The 16549-nt window shown below is 58.3% G+C and carries 12 protein-coding genes and 1 tRNA gene; 6 read left to right on the top strand and 7 right to left on the bottom strand.

Annotation, left to right across the window (positions count from 1 at the left end):
* Window positions 1-19: 19 nt before the first annotated feature.
* Window positions 20-1240, bottom strand: a complete 1221-nt coding sequence (locus QZW03_RS03380; protein ID WP_296508348.1) for a L,D-transpeptidase family protein — start codon at window positions 1238-1240, stop codon at window positions 20-22.
* A gap of 97 nt (window positions 1241-1337) precedes the next feature.
* Entirely contained in the window at window positions 1338-2486 is a 1149-nt protein-coding gene (locus tag QZW03_RS03375) for a tetratricopeptide repeat protein (protein WP_296508346.1), read from the bottom strand.
* A gap of 186 nt (window positions 2487-2672) precedes the next feature.
* Between QZW03_RS03375 and cysS the strand changes: the two genes are divergently transcribed.
* From cysS to QZW03_RS03350, 5 genes are all read left to right on the top strand, one after another.
* Window positions 2673-4049: a cysteine--tRNA ligase gene (gene cysS / locus QZW03_RS03370; RefSeq protein WP_296508344.1), complete on the top strand. Its 1377-nt coding sequence runs from the start codon at window positions 2673-2675 to the stop codon at window positions 4047-4049.
* Complete coding sequence (locus QZW03_RS03365) at window positions 4049-4702, top strand: DNA-3-methyladenine glycosylase 2 family protein (protein ID WP_296508342.1); 654 nt, start codon at window positions 4049-4051, stop codon at window positions 4700-4702. The genes cysS and QZW03_RS03365 overlap by 1 nt, the downstream gene beginning before the upstream one ends.
* A 45-nt stretch (window positions 4703-4747) precedes the next feature.
* Entirely contained in the window at window positions 4748-5725 is a 978-nt protein-coding gene (locus QZW03_RS03360) for an acetyl-CoA carboxylase carboxyltransferase subunit alpha (RefSeq protein WP_296508339.1), read from the top strand.
* A gap of 17 nt (window positions 5726-5742) precedes the next feature.
* Window positions 5743-6711 carry a tRNA lysidine(34) synthetase TilS gene (gene tilS / locus QZW03_RS03355; protein ID WP_296508338.1) on the top strand — a complete coding sequence of 323 codons (969 nt, stop codon included), beginning with the start codon at window positions 5743-5745 and terminating at the stop codon, window positions 6709-6711.
* A gap of 106 nt (window positions 6712-6817) precedes the next feature.
* Window positions 6818-6910: transfer RNA gene (locus QZW03_RS03350), tRNA-Ser, on the top strand.
* A 148-nt stretch (window positions 6911-7058) separates the two neighbouring features.
* Here QZW03_RS03350 and QZW03_RS03345 read toward each other — a convergent pair.
* The 5 genes from QZW03_RS03345 to QZW03_RS03325 form a co-directional block, all read right to left on the bottom strand.
* A complete protein-coding gene (locus QZW03_RS03345) occupies window positions 7059-7709 on the bottom strand; it encodes a glutaredoxin family protein (RefSeq protein ID WP_296508335.1) in 651 nt (216 codons plus the stop codon).
* A 45-nt stretch (window positions 7710-7754) separates the two neighbouring features.
* On the bottom strand, window positions 7755-9815 hold the full coding sequence (locus QZW03_RS03340) for a M3 family metallopeptidase (protein ID WP_296508960.1): 2061 nt from the start codon (window positions 9813-9815) through the stop codon (window positions 7755-7757).
* Window positions 9816-9862: 47 nt separating this feature from the next.
* Complete coding sequence (gene folD, locus QZW03_RS03335) at window positions 9863-10741, bottom strand: bifunctional methylenetetrahydrofolate dehydrogenase/methenyltetrahydrofolate cyclohydrolase FolD (protein ID WP_296508334.1); 879 nt, start codon at window positions 10739-10741, stop codon at window positions 9863-9865.
* A 70-nt stretch (window positions 10742-10811) separates the two neighbouring features.
* Window positions 10812-11438 (bottom strand): response regulator transcription factor, encoded by a 627-nt coding sequence (locus QZW03_RS03330; protein WP_296508333.1) that lies wholly within the window; start codon window positions 11436-11438, stop codon window positions 10812-10814.
* A 4-nt stretch (window positions 11439-11442) separates the two neighbouring features.
* A complete protein-coding gene (locus QZW03_RS03325; RefSeq protein WP_296508331.1) occupies window positions 11443-13989 on the bottom strand; it encodes a PAS domain-containing sensor histidine kinase in 2547 nt (848 codons plus the stop codon).
* Between the two features lie 166 nt (window positions 13990-14155).
* On the opposite strand from QZW03_RS03325, the gene aceE reads away from it, so the two are divergent.
* A partial coding sequence (gene aceE / locus QZW03_RS03320; protein WP_296508329.1) for a pyruvate dehydrogenase (acetyl-transferring), homodimeric type occupies window positions 14156-16549 on the top strand: 2394 nt, incomplete at its 3' end.

Below are 16549 nucleotides of genomic sequence, written 5' to 3'. Positions count from 1 at the left end.
CGCAGTGAATCAAGCAACATCACAGTAGCCCTTCATAAAAAATCTTCCATTGACCGTTCACATGCGTCCAGTATTGACGCTTGGTCCACCCGATGCGCGATCCCTCTGCCACTTCACCGAAGGTGGCGACCATCGTCTCGTTGTGATCGATCCATTGGAGGAATGACACATCTTTGAGTTGAATCGTTCTGCCCTTGGTCTTTTCGAGCTCACCGCGGAGAACCGGCGTCCACTGCGACAAAGACTTGCCATTGCTATTGAAGTCTGATGTGTAAAAGTCTAAAACCTGCTGAGCATTTCCTGCCGTTTTTGCATTGCGCCAAGCCAGCAGGGCGCTCTCAAAGCCCTTGGCCGTGTTTTTCACGGTGTTTGCCGAAACCCATTGCAGTTGCTGCGCAATAACTACTGGCGTAGCTCGTATCGCTACCGTCCGGATAATGTGCTCTAAGTCCGGGTTGGCGAGCACCACACAGCCATCGGTCGCCAACGGAGCTCTGGAGAATTGAGCCGGAGGGGTTCCATGCAGCCAGATTCCACTGCCTGTTTTTCCACGCTTGGAATCCAAAACGTTGGGGTAGCTGATGGGGAGGGCGCCTGAACCATAAAAGTCTTTGAGTGACTTAGGGTCTAAGTTGCTGGTGATGTAGTACACGCCCAAAGGGGTGCGTTGGTCACCTTCCACATTCTTTGAAATGCCGGCCTTGCCCACAGAAATATAGTAGTCCGCCACGAGCTCTAGGCCACTGGGGGTGTTTTCAAAGAGATATAGGCGGGAGCGCGATGCATCCACCGCTATCGCGTGCCGGGTCGTAGGGGATAGCTGTAGAAACTGCGAAGGTATGGTGCCCTTTTGGGGGCGCTCTCTCAGGGCCTTCACGCGTCGCAAAGATTCCTCTCTGAGATCCTTGAGTGGAGCGCTAGCTTCCTTAGCCATGGCAGGTGGCACATCGCCTAGCGTGCTCACAGGGCGCGTGCGCGCTACTAGCAAGTCGCCATAGACCAACTGTGCCAATTGGAAATTCGGCAAGTCGGAGACCAGTTGTTCAGCTTTTTCGAACGCTGCTCGACCATCCCCGCGGCCTATGAGCGTGTAGATCTCTATCAAGCGCGCTTCGGCAACGCCTCCAGCTTCGAGGGTGTTGGGCTGCGGCGCCTTATTGGACTGAGCCTTAAGGATGCGGACCGGCTCTTGGGTTTTTGAAAACACGTCCCCTTGCGCCAGCAAAAGACCACAGGCCACGAAGAGATGCCGGGGCGCTGAGAGCAAAGTTCTTAGGGCACTTCTGAGTAGTGCCTTCTGTGCGCTGTTGAACACGTTCTGACTGTGCAAGTGCGTATTACTTAGCGACAGTTTCCCGGACGATTACCCATCGGTCGCCAGTTTTGACCAACTCCAAGACTTTTCTGCTGGATACGGCTAGCTCATCGGCCTTGTAGTCTTGGCGGAACTTGGCGGTTGCTTTGTTGCCATTCACGCTCACGTTCAGGTTTTCCAACTTGACGCTAATTTTGGACTTGCTGGTAATGCGCTGGCGTCGTTCTTCTTCCCATTCCGAGCGTTTGGCACCACCGGGTGTCGCAAAGTCCCGACTGTAGGCACCCAGGTAGCCCTTCATGTCACGCGAGGCCCAGGCCTTGGCCCAGTTGCGAACGGCTGCCTCGACATCTTTTGAGCTACTGTTCGCAGCTACGGCCTCAGTCTTGGGCGCTTGCGCAGGAGCAGCGGCTACAGCAGGTGCGGGTTCCGGTGCGGCTGCCGGAGTTGTAGCCGGGGTTTGTGCAGATGCAGCCGGCTTAGTGCTGGTTGCTGCTGCGCCCAGCGTCGGCGGTGCTTTTGTTGCAGTAGTTGCCGGCAATGAAGGTGCCGCTTTTGCGGTTGCGTTTGTCGCGGGAGTGGTCGGCGCAACGGCTGTGCTTGGGGTGGGCGTACTCAGTGTCGCTGCAGGGCGAGTCCCTTTGCCCGCCGCCGGGTTAAACAACTCTCGAATCAGCGCCAACTTGGGGCCGACCGCTGCATTGCCGGAGTCCAGTTGCAGAGCTTTGCCGTAGGCCTGGCTCGCCAACTTGGCATACACATCCCCCAGGTTTTCATGGGCGGTGGTGTAACTTGGGTTGGTGCGAATGGCCATTTCAAGGGCGGTACGGGCCTTGTCGTACTGGCTCTGGCCGGCATAAAGCACTGCGAGGTTGTTGTAGGGCTCAGGAAGCTCCGGATAGTCTTCGGTCAGTCGTGTGAACGTCGCAATTGCTTCAGAACTCTTGCCGGAGTCCCGCTGAATGACGCCCTTCAAAAAGCGCATTTGAGGATCTTTGGGCTTGCCAACCAGATATTGGTCGACTTTCGTCATGGCTTCTGCAAGCTTTCCATTGCGAACCAGTTGTGCAACGTCGGAATAGTCGTCGGCGTAGGCAGTGCCAAACGACAAGGTGGCAGCCAAGGCGATCCAACGGATTGCGGAGAAAAGCGGGGAGTGGGCTTGCTTCATAGTGCCTTTGAAAACTTGCTCTGTGTGTAGCCCTCGGCGCGGGGCTTTATACTGCGTTGGATTGTAGCCGAGGGGTTTGCGTGCCACCCCGAGGATATCCCCCCGTTTTGATTGTTTGCGAGCCCCCTTTTCGTCCTTTGGTGATGTGGTGGGCTCGTTGTTTTTGTGTTCAGGTTTTTGATACCCATGAGTTTGCGCATTTTCAACACGCTCACGCGCTCGTTGCAGCCCTTTACCCCTATTGAGCCCGGTCATGTGCGCATGTACGTCTGCGGAATGACGATTTATGACCTGTGTCATATCGGTCATGCACGCATGATGATGGCTTTTGATGTGGTTCAGCGCTGGCTCAAGGCTAGCGGTCTGCAGGTGACCTATGTGCGCAACATCACCGACATCGACGACAAAATCATCAAGCGTGCCTTGGAGCGGGGCATCACCATCCGCCAACTCACTGATGAAATGATTGCGGCTATGCACGCAGACATCGGTGCCTTGCGGATCGAGGCTCCCACGGTTGAACCCCGTGCGACCGAGTATGTGCCGCAAATGCTTGCCCTGATCGGCGCGCTGGAGGGGAAGGGCTTGGCTTATCGCTCCGGAAATGGAGACGTGAACTATTCCGTGCGGAAGTTCGAGGGCTACGGAAAGTTATCCGGCAAGTCGCTGGACGAGCTTCGGGCAGGCGAACGGGTGGCAGTCCAAGATGGAAAAGAAGACCCCTTGGACTTTGTGCTCTGGAAGTCTGCCAAGCCAGATGAACCGCCGGAAGCGAAATGGGACAGCCCGTTTGGCGCTGGTCGACCCGGTTGGCATATTGAATGCTCCGCCATGAGTTGTGCGACGCTGGGGACGACCTTCGACATTCATGGCGGTGGCGCTGATCTTCAGTTTCCCCACCACGAAAACGAAATCGCTCAGAGTGAAGGTGCGCATGGTCAGGCGCTGGCGCATTTCTGGATGCATAACGGCTTTGTGCGCGTAGACAACGAAAAAATGAGCAAGTCGCTCGGCAATTTTTTCACGATCCGCGATGTGCTCAAGCAATACGACGCCGAAACCGTGCGCTTTTTTATCGTGCGCGCGCACTACCGAAGCGCCCTGAATTACAGCGACGCCCATCTGGATGATGCCCGTCAGGCACTCAAGCGGCTCTACACAGCGCTTACGGTGGCGACACCGTTGGATGTGGAGATCGATTGGGCGAATCCATTTGCGGCCCGATTCAAAGAAGCTATGGACGAGGACTTTGGCACCCCCGAGGCGATTGCGGTGCTTTTTGAACTGGCGGGAGAGGTCAATCGCAGCCGCTCTATTCAGAACGCATCACTGCTCAAAGCGCTGGGCGGATGCCTTGGCTTGCTGCAGGCGGATGCCAATGCGTATCTGCAATCCGGCGCAGGGTTGGATGAGGCGACGATTGCCGGCCTGATTGCTGAGCGCGCAGCGGCAAAAGCTGCCAAAGACTTCGGACGTGCCGATGCCATTCGCAAGGACCTTCTTGCGCAAGGTATCGTGTTGAAGGACTCCGCGTCCGGCACCACTTGGGAAGCGGCAGTTTGATGGTCGTCGTTGCTAAAGCGCCTGTCGAGACAGCCACCACGCCGTATTTCTGGGAAGAGGCCTGTATACACCTGATGAAAAAGGATCGGGTGATGAAGCGCCTGATTCCTCAATTCGGCGATGCATGCCTGCAAACCCGGGGGGATGCTTTTGTCACGCTGGCGCGCAGCATCATCGGGCAACAGATCTCGGTGAAAGCCGCCCAAACGGTCTGGGATCGTTTTGCGGTGTTGCCAAAAAAGCTGACTCCCGCCAATGTCTTGAAGCTCAAAGTCGATGACATGCGTGCTGCAGGCTTGAGTGCCCGCAAGGTCGAGTATCTGGTCGACTTAGCTTTGCACTTTGACAACGGGGCCTTGCATGTCAAAGACTGGGACAGCATGGAAGACGAAGAAATCATCGCTGAACTGGTGTCGATCCGTGGGATCGGTCGCTGGACAGCGGAGATGTTCATGATCTTTCATCTCATGCGCCCGAACGTGCTGCCTCTGGATGATCCAGGTCTCATCACCGGTATCAGTCAGAACTATTTTTCGGGCGATGTGGTGAGCCGAAGCGATGCGCGCGAAGTCGCTGCCGCTTGGGCACCCTATTGCAGCGTTGCAACTTGGTATATTTGGCGATCTCTCGACCCTCTACCGGTCGCGTACTAACGGGTGAGGCGCGTGGGCGTCTGCACCGAAAGAAGGAGAAAAACGTTGGCTAAAAAAACTTTCCTCGATTTTGAGCAGCCCATCGCGGAGCTCGAAGGCAAGATTGAAGAGTTGCGCTACGTGCAAAACGAATCTGCGGTCGATATTTCTGCGGAAATCGACCAGCTGAGCAAGAAAAGCCAGCAGCTCACCAAAGACATCTACAGTGATCTGACCCCTTGGCAGATCACCAAAATCGCTCGCCATGCCGAGCGCCCCTACACCTTGGACTATGTGGGCGAAATCTTCACTCACTTCGTGGAGCTCCATGGTGACCGCCATTTTGCTGACGATCTCAGTATCGTGGGTGGCTTGGCGCGGTTCAACGGCACGCCTTGCATGGTGGTCGGGCAGCAAAAGGGTCGGGATACCAAAGAGCGGGGCCTGCGTAACTTCGGCATGAGCAAGCCCGAGGGCTACCGCAAGGCGCTGCGCCTCATGAAGCTGGCCGAAAAATTCAAGCTGCCGGTGTTCACCTTTGTTGACACTCCCGGTGCTTACCCGGGCATCGATGCGGAAGAGCGTGGTCAGTCTGAGGCGATTGGGCGCAACATTTTCGAGATGGCACAGCTTGAGGTGCCCATCATCACCACCATCATCGGAGAGGGCGGCTCCGGCGGCGCTTTGGCGATTTCGGTGGCAGACCAGGTGATCATGTTGCAGTACTCGGTGTACTCGGTGATCAGCCCTGAAGGTTGTGCTTCTATCCTCTGGAAAACCTCGGACAAGGCGCAGGAAGCTGCAGATGCGTTGGGTATTACCGCCCACCGACTCAAAGCATTGGGATTGGTCGACAAAATCGTGAACGAGCCTGTCGGTGGAGCGCATCGCGATACCAAACAGGCGGCAGCCTTTTTGAAGCGGGCCTTGGCCGATGCGTATCGCCAAATCAGTGACTTGAAAGTCAAAGAGCTGCTGGATCGCCGCTACGAGCGCTTGCAAAGCTATGGTCGGTTTACCGACACCAAAGCCAACGGGAAGTAAATGCCGGACCGTGTTGGATGACACAGTCTCTAGACCAAGCGATGCGGGCCTTCGAGCCCGCTTTGCCTTTGGGGGTGGCCTATAGCGGAGGTGCTGACTCCACGGCGTTGCTTTTAGCATGTGCCGAGCGATGGCCCGGTGGTGTGCTGGCTGTGCATGTCAATCATGGTTTGCAAGCTGCGGCACCGGCGTTTGAGCAACATTGTCGCGACACCTGTGCCCGTTGGAATGTCCCGCTGCATGTCGAGCGGGTCAATGCCCAACCCGCTCCCGGTCAAAGTCCGGAAGATGCTGCCCGGATAGCCAGATATAAGGCATTTGATGCTCTAGGCCACATAACCTATGCGCAAGGTGCTATTCAATCTATAGCACTGGCCCAGCATGCGGATGACCAAGTAGAAACTATGTTGCTCGCCCTCAGCCGTGGGGCAGGCATGGCCGGATTGAGCGGCATGCCTCGCCAATGGCAAAGGGCAGGCCTGACTTTTCATCGGCCACTGCTTCAGGTATCGGGCAAGTCCCTGCGGACATGGTTGGCAGAGCGTGGTGAGTCCTATGTGGAGGACCCCACCAACGCCGACATCGGATACACGCGCAATCACATCAGGGCCCGCGTCATGCCGGCGCTGGACGCCGTGTTTCCGCAGTTTCGCGATACCTTCGGCCGCAGCGCACAACATGCAGGGCAGGCGCAGGCGCTCCTGGAGGAATTGGCCACCGAGGACTGGGCGTCTGTGGTGCAAAACGATACCAGCCAGCCCATGATCCGGTCTTTGCAGCGGCTTTCTGCCGCGCGTCAGGGTAACCTCATCCGATACTGGTTGAAGTCTCAGTTCGGTGAAATCCCTCAGGCCGCACAACTCTCTGAATTGTTGCGACAAATCCAGGCTTGCACGACCCGCGGCCATCGCATTCATTTAAAAGTGGGGTCAGGGTATGTCCAGCGTATGGGTTCGGCTTTGGTGTGGACGAACGCGCCACAGTGACATCAGCTCACTGCGATGGAAAACGAGTCATCGAAAAAGCTTTTATCGCGAAGCAGCCTGACTTTGAGAAAAAGCCCCCAGACTCATGCGATAATGCCTGCTGTCAGGAAACGTGACCGAGTGGCCGAAGGTGCTCCCCTGCTAAGGGAGTATGGGGTGTAGAGCCTCATCGAGGGTTCGAATCCCTCCGTTTCCGCCAAAAAATGAAAAAGCCCATGGAATCCATGGGCTTTTTTTATTTTCAGTTCCTGAAGGCCATCCTTGCAGATTCCAGCCTCGAGCAGTCAGCTTCGAAGCGCATGCCCCACGCGGCAGGATTAGCTCTCAATCAGGCGGAGCCTGACTTTTCAGAAGGTGATGCCGGCAGGGTTGGACGGTGATGGTGCTGAAGGGCTTGGTCTCGCTGCAGGCTCTACCGCTGCAGGCTTGGCGGGCTCAGCAGCTTTGGGGGCTGCTGGCTTCTGGATGGCGACCAGCGCAGAAGGCGCCGGATAACGATAGGTCTTGGGCAGCATAGGACTTTTCGGGTAGCCTGCCGCGTCCAGGTACTGGGTCCATTCTGTATCCGAATAGCCCTTTAGTTTTTGCCCGCCAATAGTGGCAAACGGGAGTGATGTCTCGCCTGAAAGACGTTGCAAGGCCTCATTGTCTTCCTGGGTCGATATCGTTTTTTCACTGAAGGGTACGCCTCTGGACTTCAGCAGGCTGCGCCCCGAATCACACGGAGCACATTGGGCAGAGGTGTATAGCGTCACCGGAAAACGGTTGCTCACTTGCCGTAGTTCGAACGGCAAATCCGCGCCGCCAACGCCTGCGCCCACAGCTCCGGATTGCACGTTAGCGCTACCCGCTGCCTGGGCTCCGGTCGGGGGCTTGTCGGAGAAAGTTACCTTGCCGTCTGGCCCCACAATTTTGTACACGCCTTGTGCATGGGTCAGCCCTGTGAGGGCGACAAGCAGCAATCCGGATACCAATGAAATACGGGTTTGCAGTGTCATAAGTGGTTTCAAAAAAGTAAGGCGTTAACAAGGCTGGTGCGGGGTTTACTGTAGCGACATTCCTTGGTGGCGCAACAATGCATCCATCGATGGCTCCCGGCCTCTGAACTCCTTGAAGGACTCCATGGCAGGGCGGCTTCCGCCGGCTTCCAAAATAGCCTTCCGGTACCGTTCACCGGTTTCCCGGTTGGCCGTGCCGTCAGCGGCGGCGGTTTCTTCGAATGCTGCATAGGCATCCGCACTCAAAACCTCTGCCCACTTGTAACTGTAATACCCGGCGGCGTAACCACCCGCGAAGATGTGACTGAATGTATGCGCAGAGCGGCTCCAGGCTGGAGATTGCAACACCGCAACCTCGTTTCGCACCTGCTGCAACAGAGGCATGATGTCGTCGCCAGGATTGTGCTGCGAGTGCAGCAGCATGTCGAAGAGCGCGAATTCGATCTGCCGCAGGGTTTGCATGCCACTCTGGAAGTTTTTGGCGGCCAGCATTTTGTCGAACAGGGCGCGTGGCAGGGGTTCCTCGGACTCCACGTGCGCTGTCATGTGCTGCAGCACACTCCATTCCCAGCAGAAATTCTCCATGAACTGACTGGGCAGCTCCACAGCATCCCATTCGACGCCGCTGATACCTGAGACGTCGCGCTCATTCACCTGCGTCAGCATATGGTGCAGCCCATGGCCGAACTCATGGAAAAGCGTGGTGACATCGTCGTGTGACAAAAGTGCCGGCTTCTTCACGCCATTGATCTCGACACCATCGGCGAAATTGCAGACCAAATGGGCGACCGGCGTCTGGAGGGCGCCCGTGTCCGGCCGCAACCAGCGGGTTCGCACATCGTCCATCCATGCGCCGCCGCGCTTTCCGCTGCGAGCCGTCGGGTCGAGGTAGAACTGGCCAATCAAGGCCCGGCCTTGCGATGAAACCCGTTCCATACGGTAAAAAGCCACGCCCGGGTTCCAGACAGGCGCGGTGTCGGGGCTGATCTCGACGTCAAACAAGGTTTCAATGATTTTGAACAGACCCGCCAGCACTTTAGGCGCCGTGAAGTACTGCTTTACCTCTTGTTCGCTGAAAGCGTATCGGGCTTCTTTGAGTTTCTCGGAGATGTAAGGCCAGTCCCAAGGCTGAGGGTCTTTCAGGCCGAGCGATTCGGCAGCAAAGGTGCGGAGGTCGGCTACATCTTTCTCAGCGAATGGTCGGGCTTTGCGGGCAAGGTCACGCAAAAAGCGGATCACAGTCTCGGGCGAGTCTGCCATCTTGGGGACGACAGACAGGCTGGCGAAGTCGGGGTAGCCCAACAGCTGAGCCTCTTCTTGGCGCAAGGCCAGGATGCCCTGAATCACCTCGGTGTTGTCGAATTTGCGGAACTCCTCGGCGGCCTCCTGCGATGCCCGGGTGGCGTAAGCGCGGTACAGCATGCCGCGCAGAGCGCTGCTGGTGGCGAATTGCATGACCGGCAAGTAGCAGGGCATTTTGAGGGTGAGTTTGTAGCCCTCTTTACCGTCTGCCTCTGCAGCGCTTCGCGCAGCTTGCACGACATCGGCCGGAACTCCTTCGAGCTCGGCCAGTGTGGCGTAGTAGCTGAAGGCGTCGGTCGCATCGAGAGTGTTTTCGCTGAACTTCTGGCCCAGTTCAGCTTGCTTTTCCTGGATTTCTGCAAAACGTTCGCGCGCTGCGCCTTGCAGGTCCGCACCACCCAGTACAAAGTTGCGCACTGCGTTTTTGTGGGCCTGCAGTTGCTCCGGGTTCAAGGTGGCTTTGTCAATGGCCTTGTACTTGGCAAACAGGCGCTCGTCTGCACCCAAGCGCGTCCAGAACTCGGTCACTTTGGGCAGCGCCTCGTTGTAGGCTGCGCGCAGCTCAGGGCTATCAGCGACGCTGTTGAGGTGGCTCACCGCGCCCCAAGACAAACCCAGGCGCTCGGTAGCGACATCGAGTACCGACGCAATGCCTTTCCACTCGGCAGGAAAGTCGTCTGCAGTCACCTGCTGCAACGCTGCATCGGCTTGTGCCAGCAGCGCATCCACCGCAGGGCCGACTTCCGCCGGCGCGATACGGTCAAAAAGGGGCAGGGGAGCATTTTGGAGCAGTGAATTCATGATGCCGGAGTGTGTGAGGTGAATACGGGTCAGATACGGGCGAGGGCGGATTAAACAAGCCCCCGTGCAGCCGCATCCCGCTCGGCGGACTCCATGGTGTTGACCAGCAGCATGGTGATGGTCATCGGGCCCACCCCGCCGGGTACCGGGGTAATGTGGCTGGCCACGGTGCTCACCCCGGCAAAGTCCACATCGCCGCAGAGTTTGCCTTCGGCGTTGCGGTTCATGCCCACATCGATGACCACCGCGCCCGGCTTCACCATGTCAGCCGTCAAAACATTTTGTTTGCCCACGGCGGCCACCACGACATCGGCCTGCAGGGTCATGGCCTTGAGGTCGGGCGTGGCGCTGTGGCAGATGGTGATCGTGGCATTTTTCTGCAGCAGCATCATGGCCATGGGTTTGCCGACAATGTTAGAGCGGCCGATGACCACCGCATGCTTGCCACGCAGGTCATAGCCAATGCTCTCCAGCATCTTCATGCAGCCATAAGGCGTGCAGGGCCAAAAACCCGGCTGGCCCACCATGAGTGCTCCGGCGCTGGCAATGTGGAAGCCGTCCACATCTTTATCCGGGGCGATGGACTCAATGACCTTGTTGGCGTCAATGTGCGCAGGCAAGGGCAGCTGCACCAGAATGCCGTGGATGCTGGGGTCGTTGTTCAGCGCCTCGACCCGTGCCAGCAATGCGGCCTCGCTCATGTCGGCCTCGTATTTCTCCAGCACCGAGTGCAAACCTGCGTCTGAGCAAGCCTTTACCTTGTTGCGCACATAGACCTGAGACGCGGGGTTGTCCCCCACCAACACCACCGCCAGGCCGGGTGTGAGCCCTTTTGCTTTCAGCGCTTCTGTGCGGCGGGCTACGTCTGAGCGGAGTTGAGCTGCGAGGGCGTTGCCATCGATGATCTGAGCGGTGGAGGAGGTTGTCATTCTTGATCTTCAAGTAAAAACGCCCGCAGCGTAGGCAGAGCGGGCGCAGGTAGCTATAAAAAATGTAGCGTCAGGTCTTGGGGGCGTTTTGGCCGAGTGCGATCTTCAGCAGGTCGGCCACGGTGTTGGCACTGAGTTTTTCCATGATGTTGGCTCGATGGGCCTCCACCGTTTTGATGCTGATGCCAAGATCATCCGCGATCTGCTTGTTGAGCCTCCCGGCCACAATCCGCTCCAACACTTGGCTTTCACGCAGGGTGAGTTTGGCCAACAGGGCATCCCGGTTGACAGCCAACTGGTAGTCGGCAAAGGTGTCTTTGGCATGGTCCAGCATGCGTTCCACCAGGCTGACCAACTGGTCTTCTTTGAAGGGCTTCTGGATAAAGTCCATGGCGCCTTTTTTCATGCTGTCCACCGCCATGGGCACGTCGCCGTGGCCGGTGATGAACACGATGGGCAGTGGCGACTTGGCTTCGATCAAGCGGGTTTGCAGCTCCAGGCCGGTCATGCCGCCCATGCGGATGTCCACGATCAGGCAGGCCACTTCTCGCGCGTCGTAGCGGCTTAGAAAAGATTCTGCGGAATCAAAACACCGTACCCGGTAACCCTTGCCCTCCAGCAACCATTGCAGCGAATCGCGCACTGCTTCGTCGTCATCGACTACGTAAACCGTTCCTTTTTTGGGGATCAAGCTCATTCAGTTATCCGAGGTTGGGTTGGAGAGGCGGCGGCTCTGAAAAGGTCAGTGTGCCGGTGTCGTTCAAGGGCACCCAGAAAGAGAACCGGCAGCCCGCAACGTCGTCGCCATTGTAGATGTTCTCCGCGATCATCCGGCCGAGGTGGGACTCGACAATCGAGCGGCACAAAGACAGGCCGATTCCCATGCCGTCGGCCTTCGTGGAGTAGAAGGCTTCATACAAACGGGCCATGACTTCCGGGGACAAACCTTTGCCGGTGTCTTGCACCGAAAACTCCATGACCGGTTTGCCGTCGATCCGTTTGGGCCCGACCCGCAGCTCGACAATTCGGTCGGCTGTGGGCCGGCGAGCGGAGTCAATAGACTCCGCCGCATTGCGCAACAGGTTGACCAGCACCTGCTCAATCAGAATCGGGTCCACCATGACCAGTGGCATACGGGCTGCCACGTAGTGGTTCAGCCGGACGTTGAAGCGCCGCAGTTCGATTTCCGCCAACTCCACGGCCTCAGCCACCATGGTCGGCACTTCGGACAGGGTGCGGTTGGGTTCACTGCGTTTCACAAAACTGCGGATGCGCTGAATGATCTGACCGGCGCGCTGGGCCTGCTTGGCTGTTTTTTCCAGCGCGATGAGCAAGTCAGGCTCGGAAATCTGCTTGTCCTTGATGCGCGACACCATGCCGTTGCAATAGTTATTGATCGCGGTCAGCGGCTGGTTCAGCTCGTGGGCCACGCTGGAGGCCATCTCGCCCATGGTGATGAGTCGGCTGGCATTTTGGGCGCGCTCGGCTTGGGTGGCGGCTTGTTCCTCGGCCAGACGCCGGGTCGTGATGTCGGTGGCAATCACCATCTGGGCCAGGCGACCGTCTACCCAGCTCAGGTAGCGCGTTCGCACCTCCAGCCACTTGCCCAGCGCAGTAATGAAGATCTCGGCGCTTTCAGAGTCGCTGTCCGGCAGGGTGGAAGTGGGCAAGCCGGCAAAGGAATCCACGCTGTCGTCTGATTCATCGTTGGTCGGGCTGCTTGGCATGCCGGCCTCTGCCACCAGCTGCAAATGCCCACCGGCCTGAACGCCAAACCACTGGCGGTATAGCTTGTTCGCAAACAACAGCTCATCGCTGCCCAGCGGGGCGACAGAGATCGAGGCGTCCAGCGCCTCCAGCACGGTGGTGAAGCGTTGGTGCGATGCGGTGAGCTGTTCGCGCACCCGGTTGGGCTCGGTGATGTCGGTCATGGAGGTAACCCATCCGGTCTGGGTTCCCATTGCGTCAATCAGGGGCGAGACGTACAGCCGCGCGTCAAACAAACTACCGTCTTTGCGCTTGACCCGCACCTGTATGCCCCCTGGCGTGGCATTGCCGGTGAGCTCTTCTTCCAGGCGTGCAGCCACGTGCTCACGTTCGCTATCTGGCCAGTAGGGAAAGGGGGCGGTGCGGCCGACCAGATCGGACTCGGTCCAGCCGGTCATCTGGCAAAAAGCGGCGTTCACATAGGTGATACGCCCCTGCAAGTCCATGGCCCGCATGCCGGTGAGCATCGAGTTTTCCATAGCGCGGCGGAAATTGGTTTCGGACATCAGCGCCTGCTGCGCTTGCAAGCGGCGTCGGGTGTGGCGCCAATTGGCAATCAACATCCAAGCCGTCAGCACGCTCAAGGCACTGACTAACCAGAACAGCCCGCTGCCGATGACCCCGAGCGAGGCGCGATAAGCCTGCGCCCGAATGACCAGGCCCGACCCCACGGGGGACACCGGCATCGAGTACTCATTGCCCGGGCTGGCCCATGGCAGAAACCGGCTCACTAATTTGCGCCCCAGAATGCTGGTGCCGGCCAACAAACGGCCTCCCGCATCCTGCAGTGAGATGGCATAGCGGGCCGACACCTCGGAGGGCACGCCATAGCGGTACAAGCCGTCGATCGAATATTCCGTGATGAGCACACCGGAGAAGCGATTTTTCGCATTCAGCGGCACAAACATCTGCAGCAGCGGGCCCTCGTCTTTGGCTTGAGGCGGCTGGATGTAAAGCAACTGGTTGAGTTGGCGCGCGAGGGTGTAACCGGTATCGCGGTCTTCTTTGAGAAGGACGTCGCCCGGCAATTGATAAGGGCCGATGGAGTTAGCGCCCATGCCTTGGCTGGCACGGGTGCGCTTTTTGTCGTCCACCCAGGCCATGCCTTGCACTTCGGGATATTGGTCCAGCAGGTTCGCGGCGCGTAGTTTGAACTCGGTGGTGTCGAGTTCGCGGTTGCTGACCTCGCGGGCAATGCGGGCAATTTGCTCCTGCCGCTCCAGCAGGCGCAAGCGCAGGCGCTGTTGGGTGTATTCGACATCGCGTTGCACGGCCTCCTGCTCGCGGTCCATTTCTTCCAGGCGCAGGTATCCGAGCGCTGCCACGATGGCTGCAAAAAACAGCAACACCGCCGCCAGCGGGGCCAGCATGGCCACCCGGTCCTGGCGATGGGGCGTCAGCCGGTGCCACCAGCGTTTGGCTCCGTCCACGGTAGGAATCGCCAAGGGTTTCGGCAATGAAATCACTTTGTAAAAAGGCATCCACCGAGTGTAGGGGAGGGGCACTCGGGAGAAAGGTAACAGTCTGCTGCAAAGCAGCATAGAAATTTCAATATATGAAACGAGTAGGCATGATTTGAAATCTAGAAAGAAATATGCGAAACTAGGCGGACCGCACTAAATTACGCCAAAGTAACAGGAGACATCGATGGCATCAGTTCCCCAGAATCCCTTGGGCGTGTCCGATATGGACAGCCAGGAAACCCGCGAATGGATGGACGCGCTCAGCGCGGTCATTGAGGCCGAAGGCCCTGAACGCGCGCACTTTTTGCTGGAGCAGCTGCTCGAACACGCTCGCCAGAAGAGCATCGACATGCCTTTCTCTGCCACCACCGGGTATGTGAACACCATTGAGCCGCAAGACGAAGAGCGCGCTCCCGGAAATCTGGAAATTGAAGAGCGCCTGCGCGCTTACATGCGCTGGAACGCCATGGCCATGGTCGTGAAGGCCAACCGCCACAACCCCGCAGATGGTGGGGACTTGGGTGGTCACATCGGTTCTTTTGCCTCGCTGGCCAGCCTGTTTGGTGCCGGCTTTAACCATTTTTGGCACGCCGAATCTGAAAACCACGGTGGCGACTGCCTCTACATCCAGGGCCACGTGTCTCCTGGTGTGTACGCCCGCGCCTACCTGGAAGGCCGCTTGACCGAAGAGCAGTTGCTCAACTTCCGGCAGGAAGTTGACGGCAAGGGCTTGTCCAGCTACCCGCACCCCAAGTTGATGCCTGAGTTCTGGCAGTTCCCCACGGTGTCCATGGGCTTGGGCCCCTTGATGGCGATCTATCAAGCGCGTTTCCTGAAATACCTGCACGCCCGTGGCATTGCCAACACCGAAAACCGCAAGGTGTGGGTGTTCTGCGGCGACGGCGAAATGGACGAGGTAGAAAGCTTGGGCGCGATCGGCTTGGCCGCGCGTGAGAAGCTGGATAACCTGGTGTTCGTCATCAACTGCAACCTGCAACGCTTGGACGGCCCGGTGCGCGGCAACGGCAAGATCGTGCAAGAACTCGAAGGCGAGTTCCGCGGTGCGGGCTGGAACGTGATCAAGCTGCTGTGGGGCTCCGGTTGGGACCCACTGCTGGCCCGCGATAAGGACGGCGCCCTCAAAAAGATCATGATGGAAACGCTGGACGGCGACTACCAGGCCATGAAGGCCAACGACGGCGCTTATGTGCGCAAGCACTTCTTCGGCAAAGACCCGCGCACACTGGAGATGGTCTCCAAGATGAGCGACGAGGAGATTTTTGACCTGCGCCGTGGCGGCCACGACTCCAAGAAGGTGTATGCCGCCTTCCACAAGGCCGTGAACCACAAGGGCGAGCCTACCGTGTTGCTGATCAAGACCGTCAAGGGCTTCGGGATGGGCAAGGCCGGCGAAGGTAAGAACAACGTTCATCAGACCAAAAAGCTCACCGACGAAGACATCAAGGCCTTCCGCGACCGCTTCAATATTCCGGTGCCCGACAGCCAGTTGGCCGACATTCCGTTCTACAAGCCGGCTGACGACACCCCTGAAATGAAGTACCTGCACGAGCGCCGCAAGGCCTTGGGCGGCTACTTGCCGCACCGCCGCACCAAGGCGGACGAGAGCTTTACCGTGCCCTCGTTGGAAGTGTTCAAGTCCGTGATGGAGCCCACCGCCGAAGGTCGTGAAATCTCCACCACCCAGGCCTATGTGCGTTTCTTGACCCAGTTGCTGCGCGACCAGGCTTTGGGCCCACGCGTGGTGCCGATTCTGGTGGACGAGGCCCGTACCTTCGGTATGGAAGGCTTGTTCCGCCAAGTGGGTATCTACAACCCCGCAGGCCAGCAGTACACCCCGGTCGACAAAGACCAGGTCATGTACTACAAGGAAGACACCAAGGGTCAGATCCTGCAAGAAGGCATTAACGAAGCCGGCGGCATGAGCAGCTGGATTGCAGCGGCCACGAGCTACTCCACCAGCAACCGCATCATGGTGCCGTTCTACGTGTACTACTCGATGTTCGGCTTCCAGCGCATTGGCGACTTGGCCTGGGCGGCTGGCGACATGCAAGCCCGTGGCTTCTTGTTGGGCGGTACATCGGGCCGCACCACGCTGAACGGCGAAGGCTTGCAGCACGAAGACGGCCACAGCCACATCATGGCGGGCACCATTCCTAACTGCGTGAGCTACGACCCGACCTTCGCACACGAAGTCGGCGTGATCCTTCACCACGGTTTGAAGCGCATGGTCGAGAAGCAAGACAACGTCTTCTACTACCTGACTCTGTTGAACGAAAACTACCCCATGCCCGGCCTGCAGCCCGGCACGGAAGAGCAGATCATCAAGGGCATGTACCAGTGCAAGGCGGGCCCTGCACTCACTGCCAAGGCACCCCGCGTGCAGTTGCTGGGCTCCGGCACCATCCTGCGCGAAAGCATTGCGGCGCAAGAGCTGCTGGAAAAAGACTGGGGCATTGGCGCCGACGTTTGGAGCTGCCCAAGCTTCAACGAACTGACCCGCGACGGCCAGGACGCTGACCGCTGGAACCTGCTGCACCCGCTGGAAACTCCACGCGTG

The sequence above is a fragment of the Rhodoferax sp. genome (assembly GCF_013297935.1).
GTDB lineage: Bacteria > Pseudomonadota > Gammaproteobacteria > Burkholderiales > Burkholderiaceae_C > Allorhodoferax.
Note: the sequence above shows the minus strand (reverse complement) of the source record. Positions and strands in the feature narration are given on the sequence as shown.

What these genes read in the sequence shown, in the direction of transcription:
- folD (WP_296508334.1), bottom strand. Translation starts at nt 10,741, where the DNA reads ATGACAACCTCCTCCACCGCTCAGATCATCGATGGCAACGCCCTCGCA.
- QZW03_RS03375 (WP_296508346.1), bottom strand. Translation starts at nt 2,486, where the DNA reads ATGAAGCAAGCCCACTCCCCGCTTTTCTCCGCAATCCGTTGGATCGCC.
- tilS (WP_296508338.1), top strand. Translation starts at nt 5,743, where the DNA reads ATGACACAGTCTCTAGACCAAGCGATGCGGGCCTTCGAGCCCGCTTTG.
- cysS (WP_296508344.1), top strand. Translation starts at nt 2,673, where the DNA reads ATGAGTTTGCGCATTTTCAACACGCTCACGCGCTCGTTGCAGCCCTTT.
- QZW03_RS03365 (WP_296508342.1), top strand. Translation starts at nt 4,049, where the DNA reads ATGGTCGTCGTTGCTAAAGCGCCTGTCGAGACAGCCACCACGCCGTAT.
- QZW03_RS03330 (WP_296508333.1), bottom strand. Translation starts at nt 11,438, where the DNA reads ATGAGCTTGATCCCCAAAAAAGGAACGGTTTACGTAGTCGATGACGAC.
- QZW03_RS03345 (WP_296508335.1), bottom strand. Translation starts at nt 7,709, where the DNA reads ATGACACTGCAAACCCGTATTTCATTGGTATCCGGATTGCTGCTTGTC.
- QZW03_RS03325 (WP_296508331.1), bottom strand. Translation starts at nt 13,989, where the DNA reads ATGCCTTTTTACAAAGTGATTTCATTGCCGAAACCCTTGGCGATTCCT.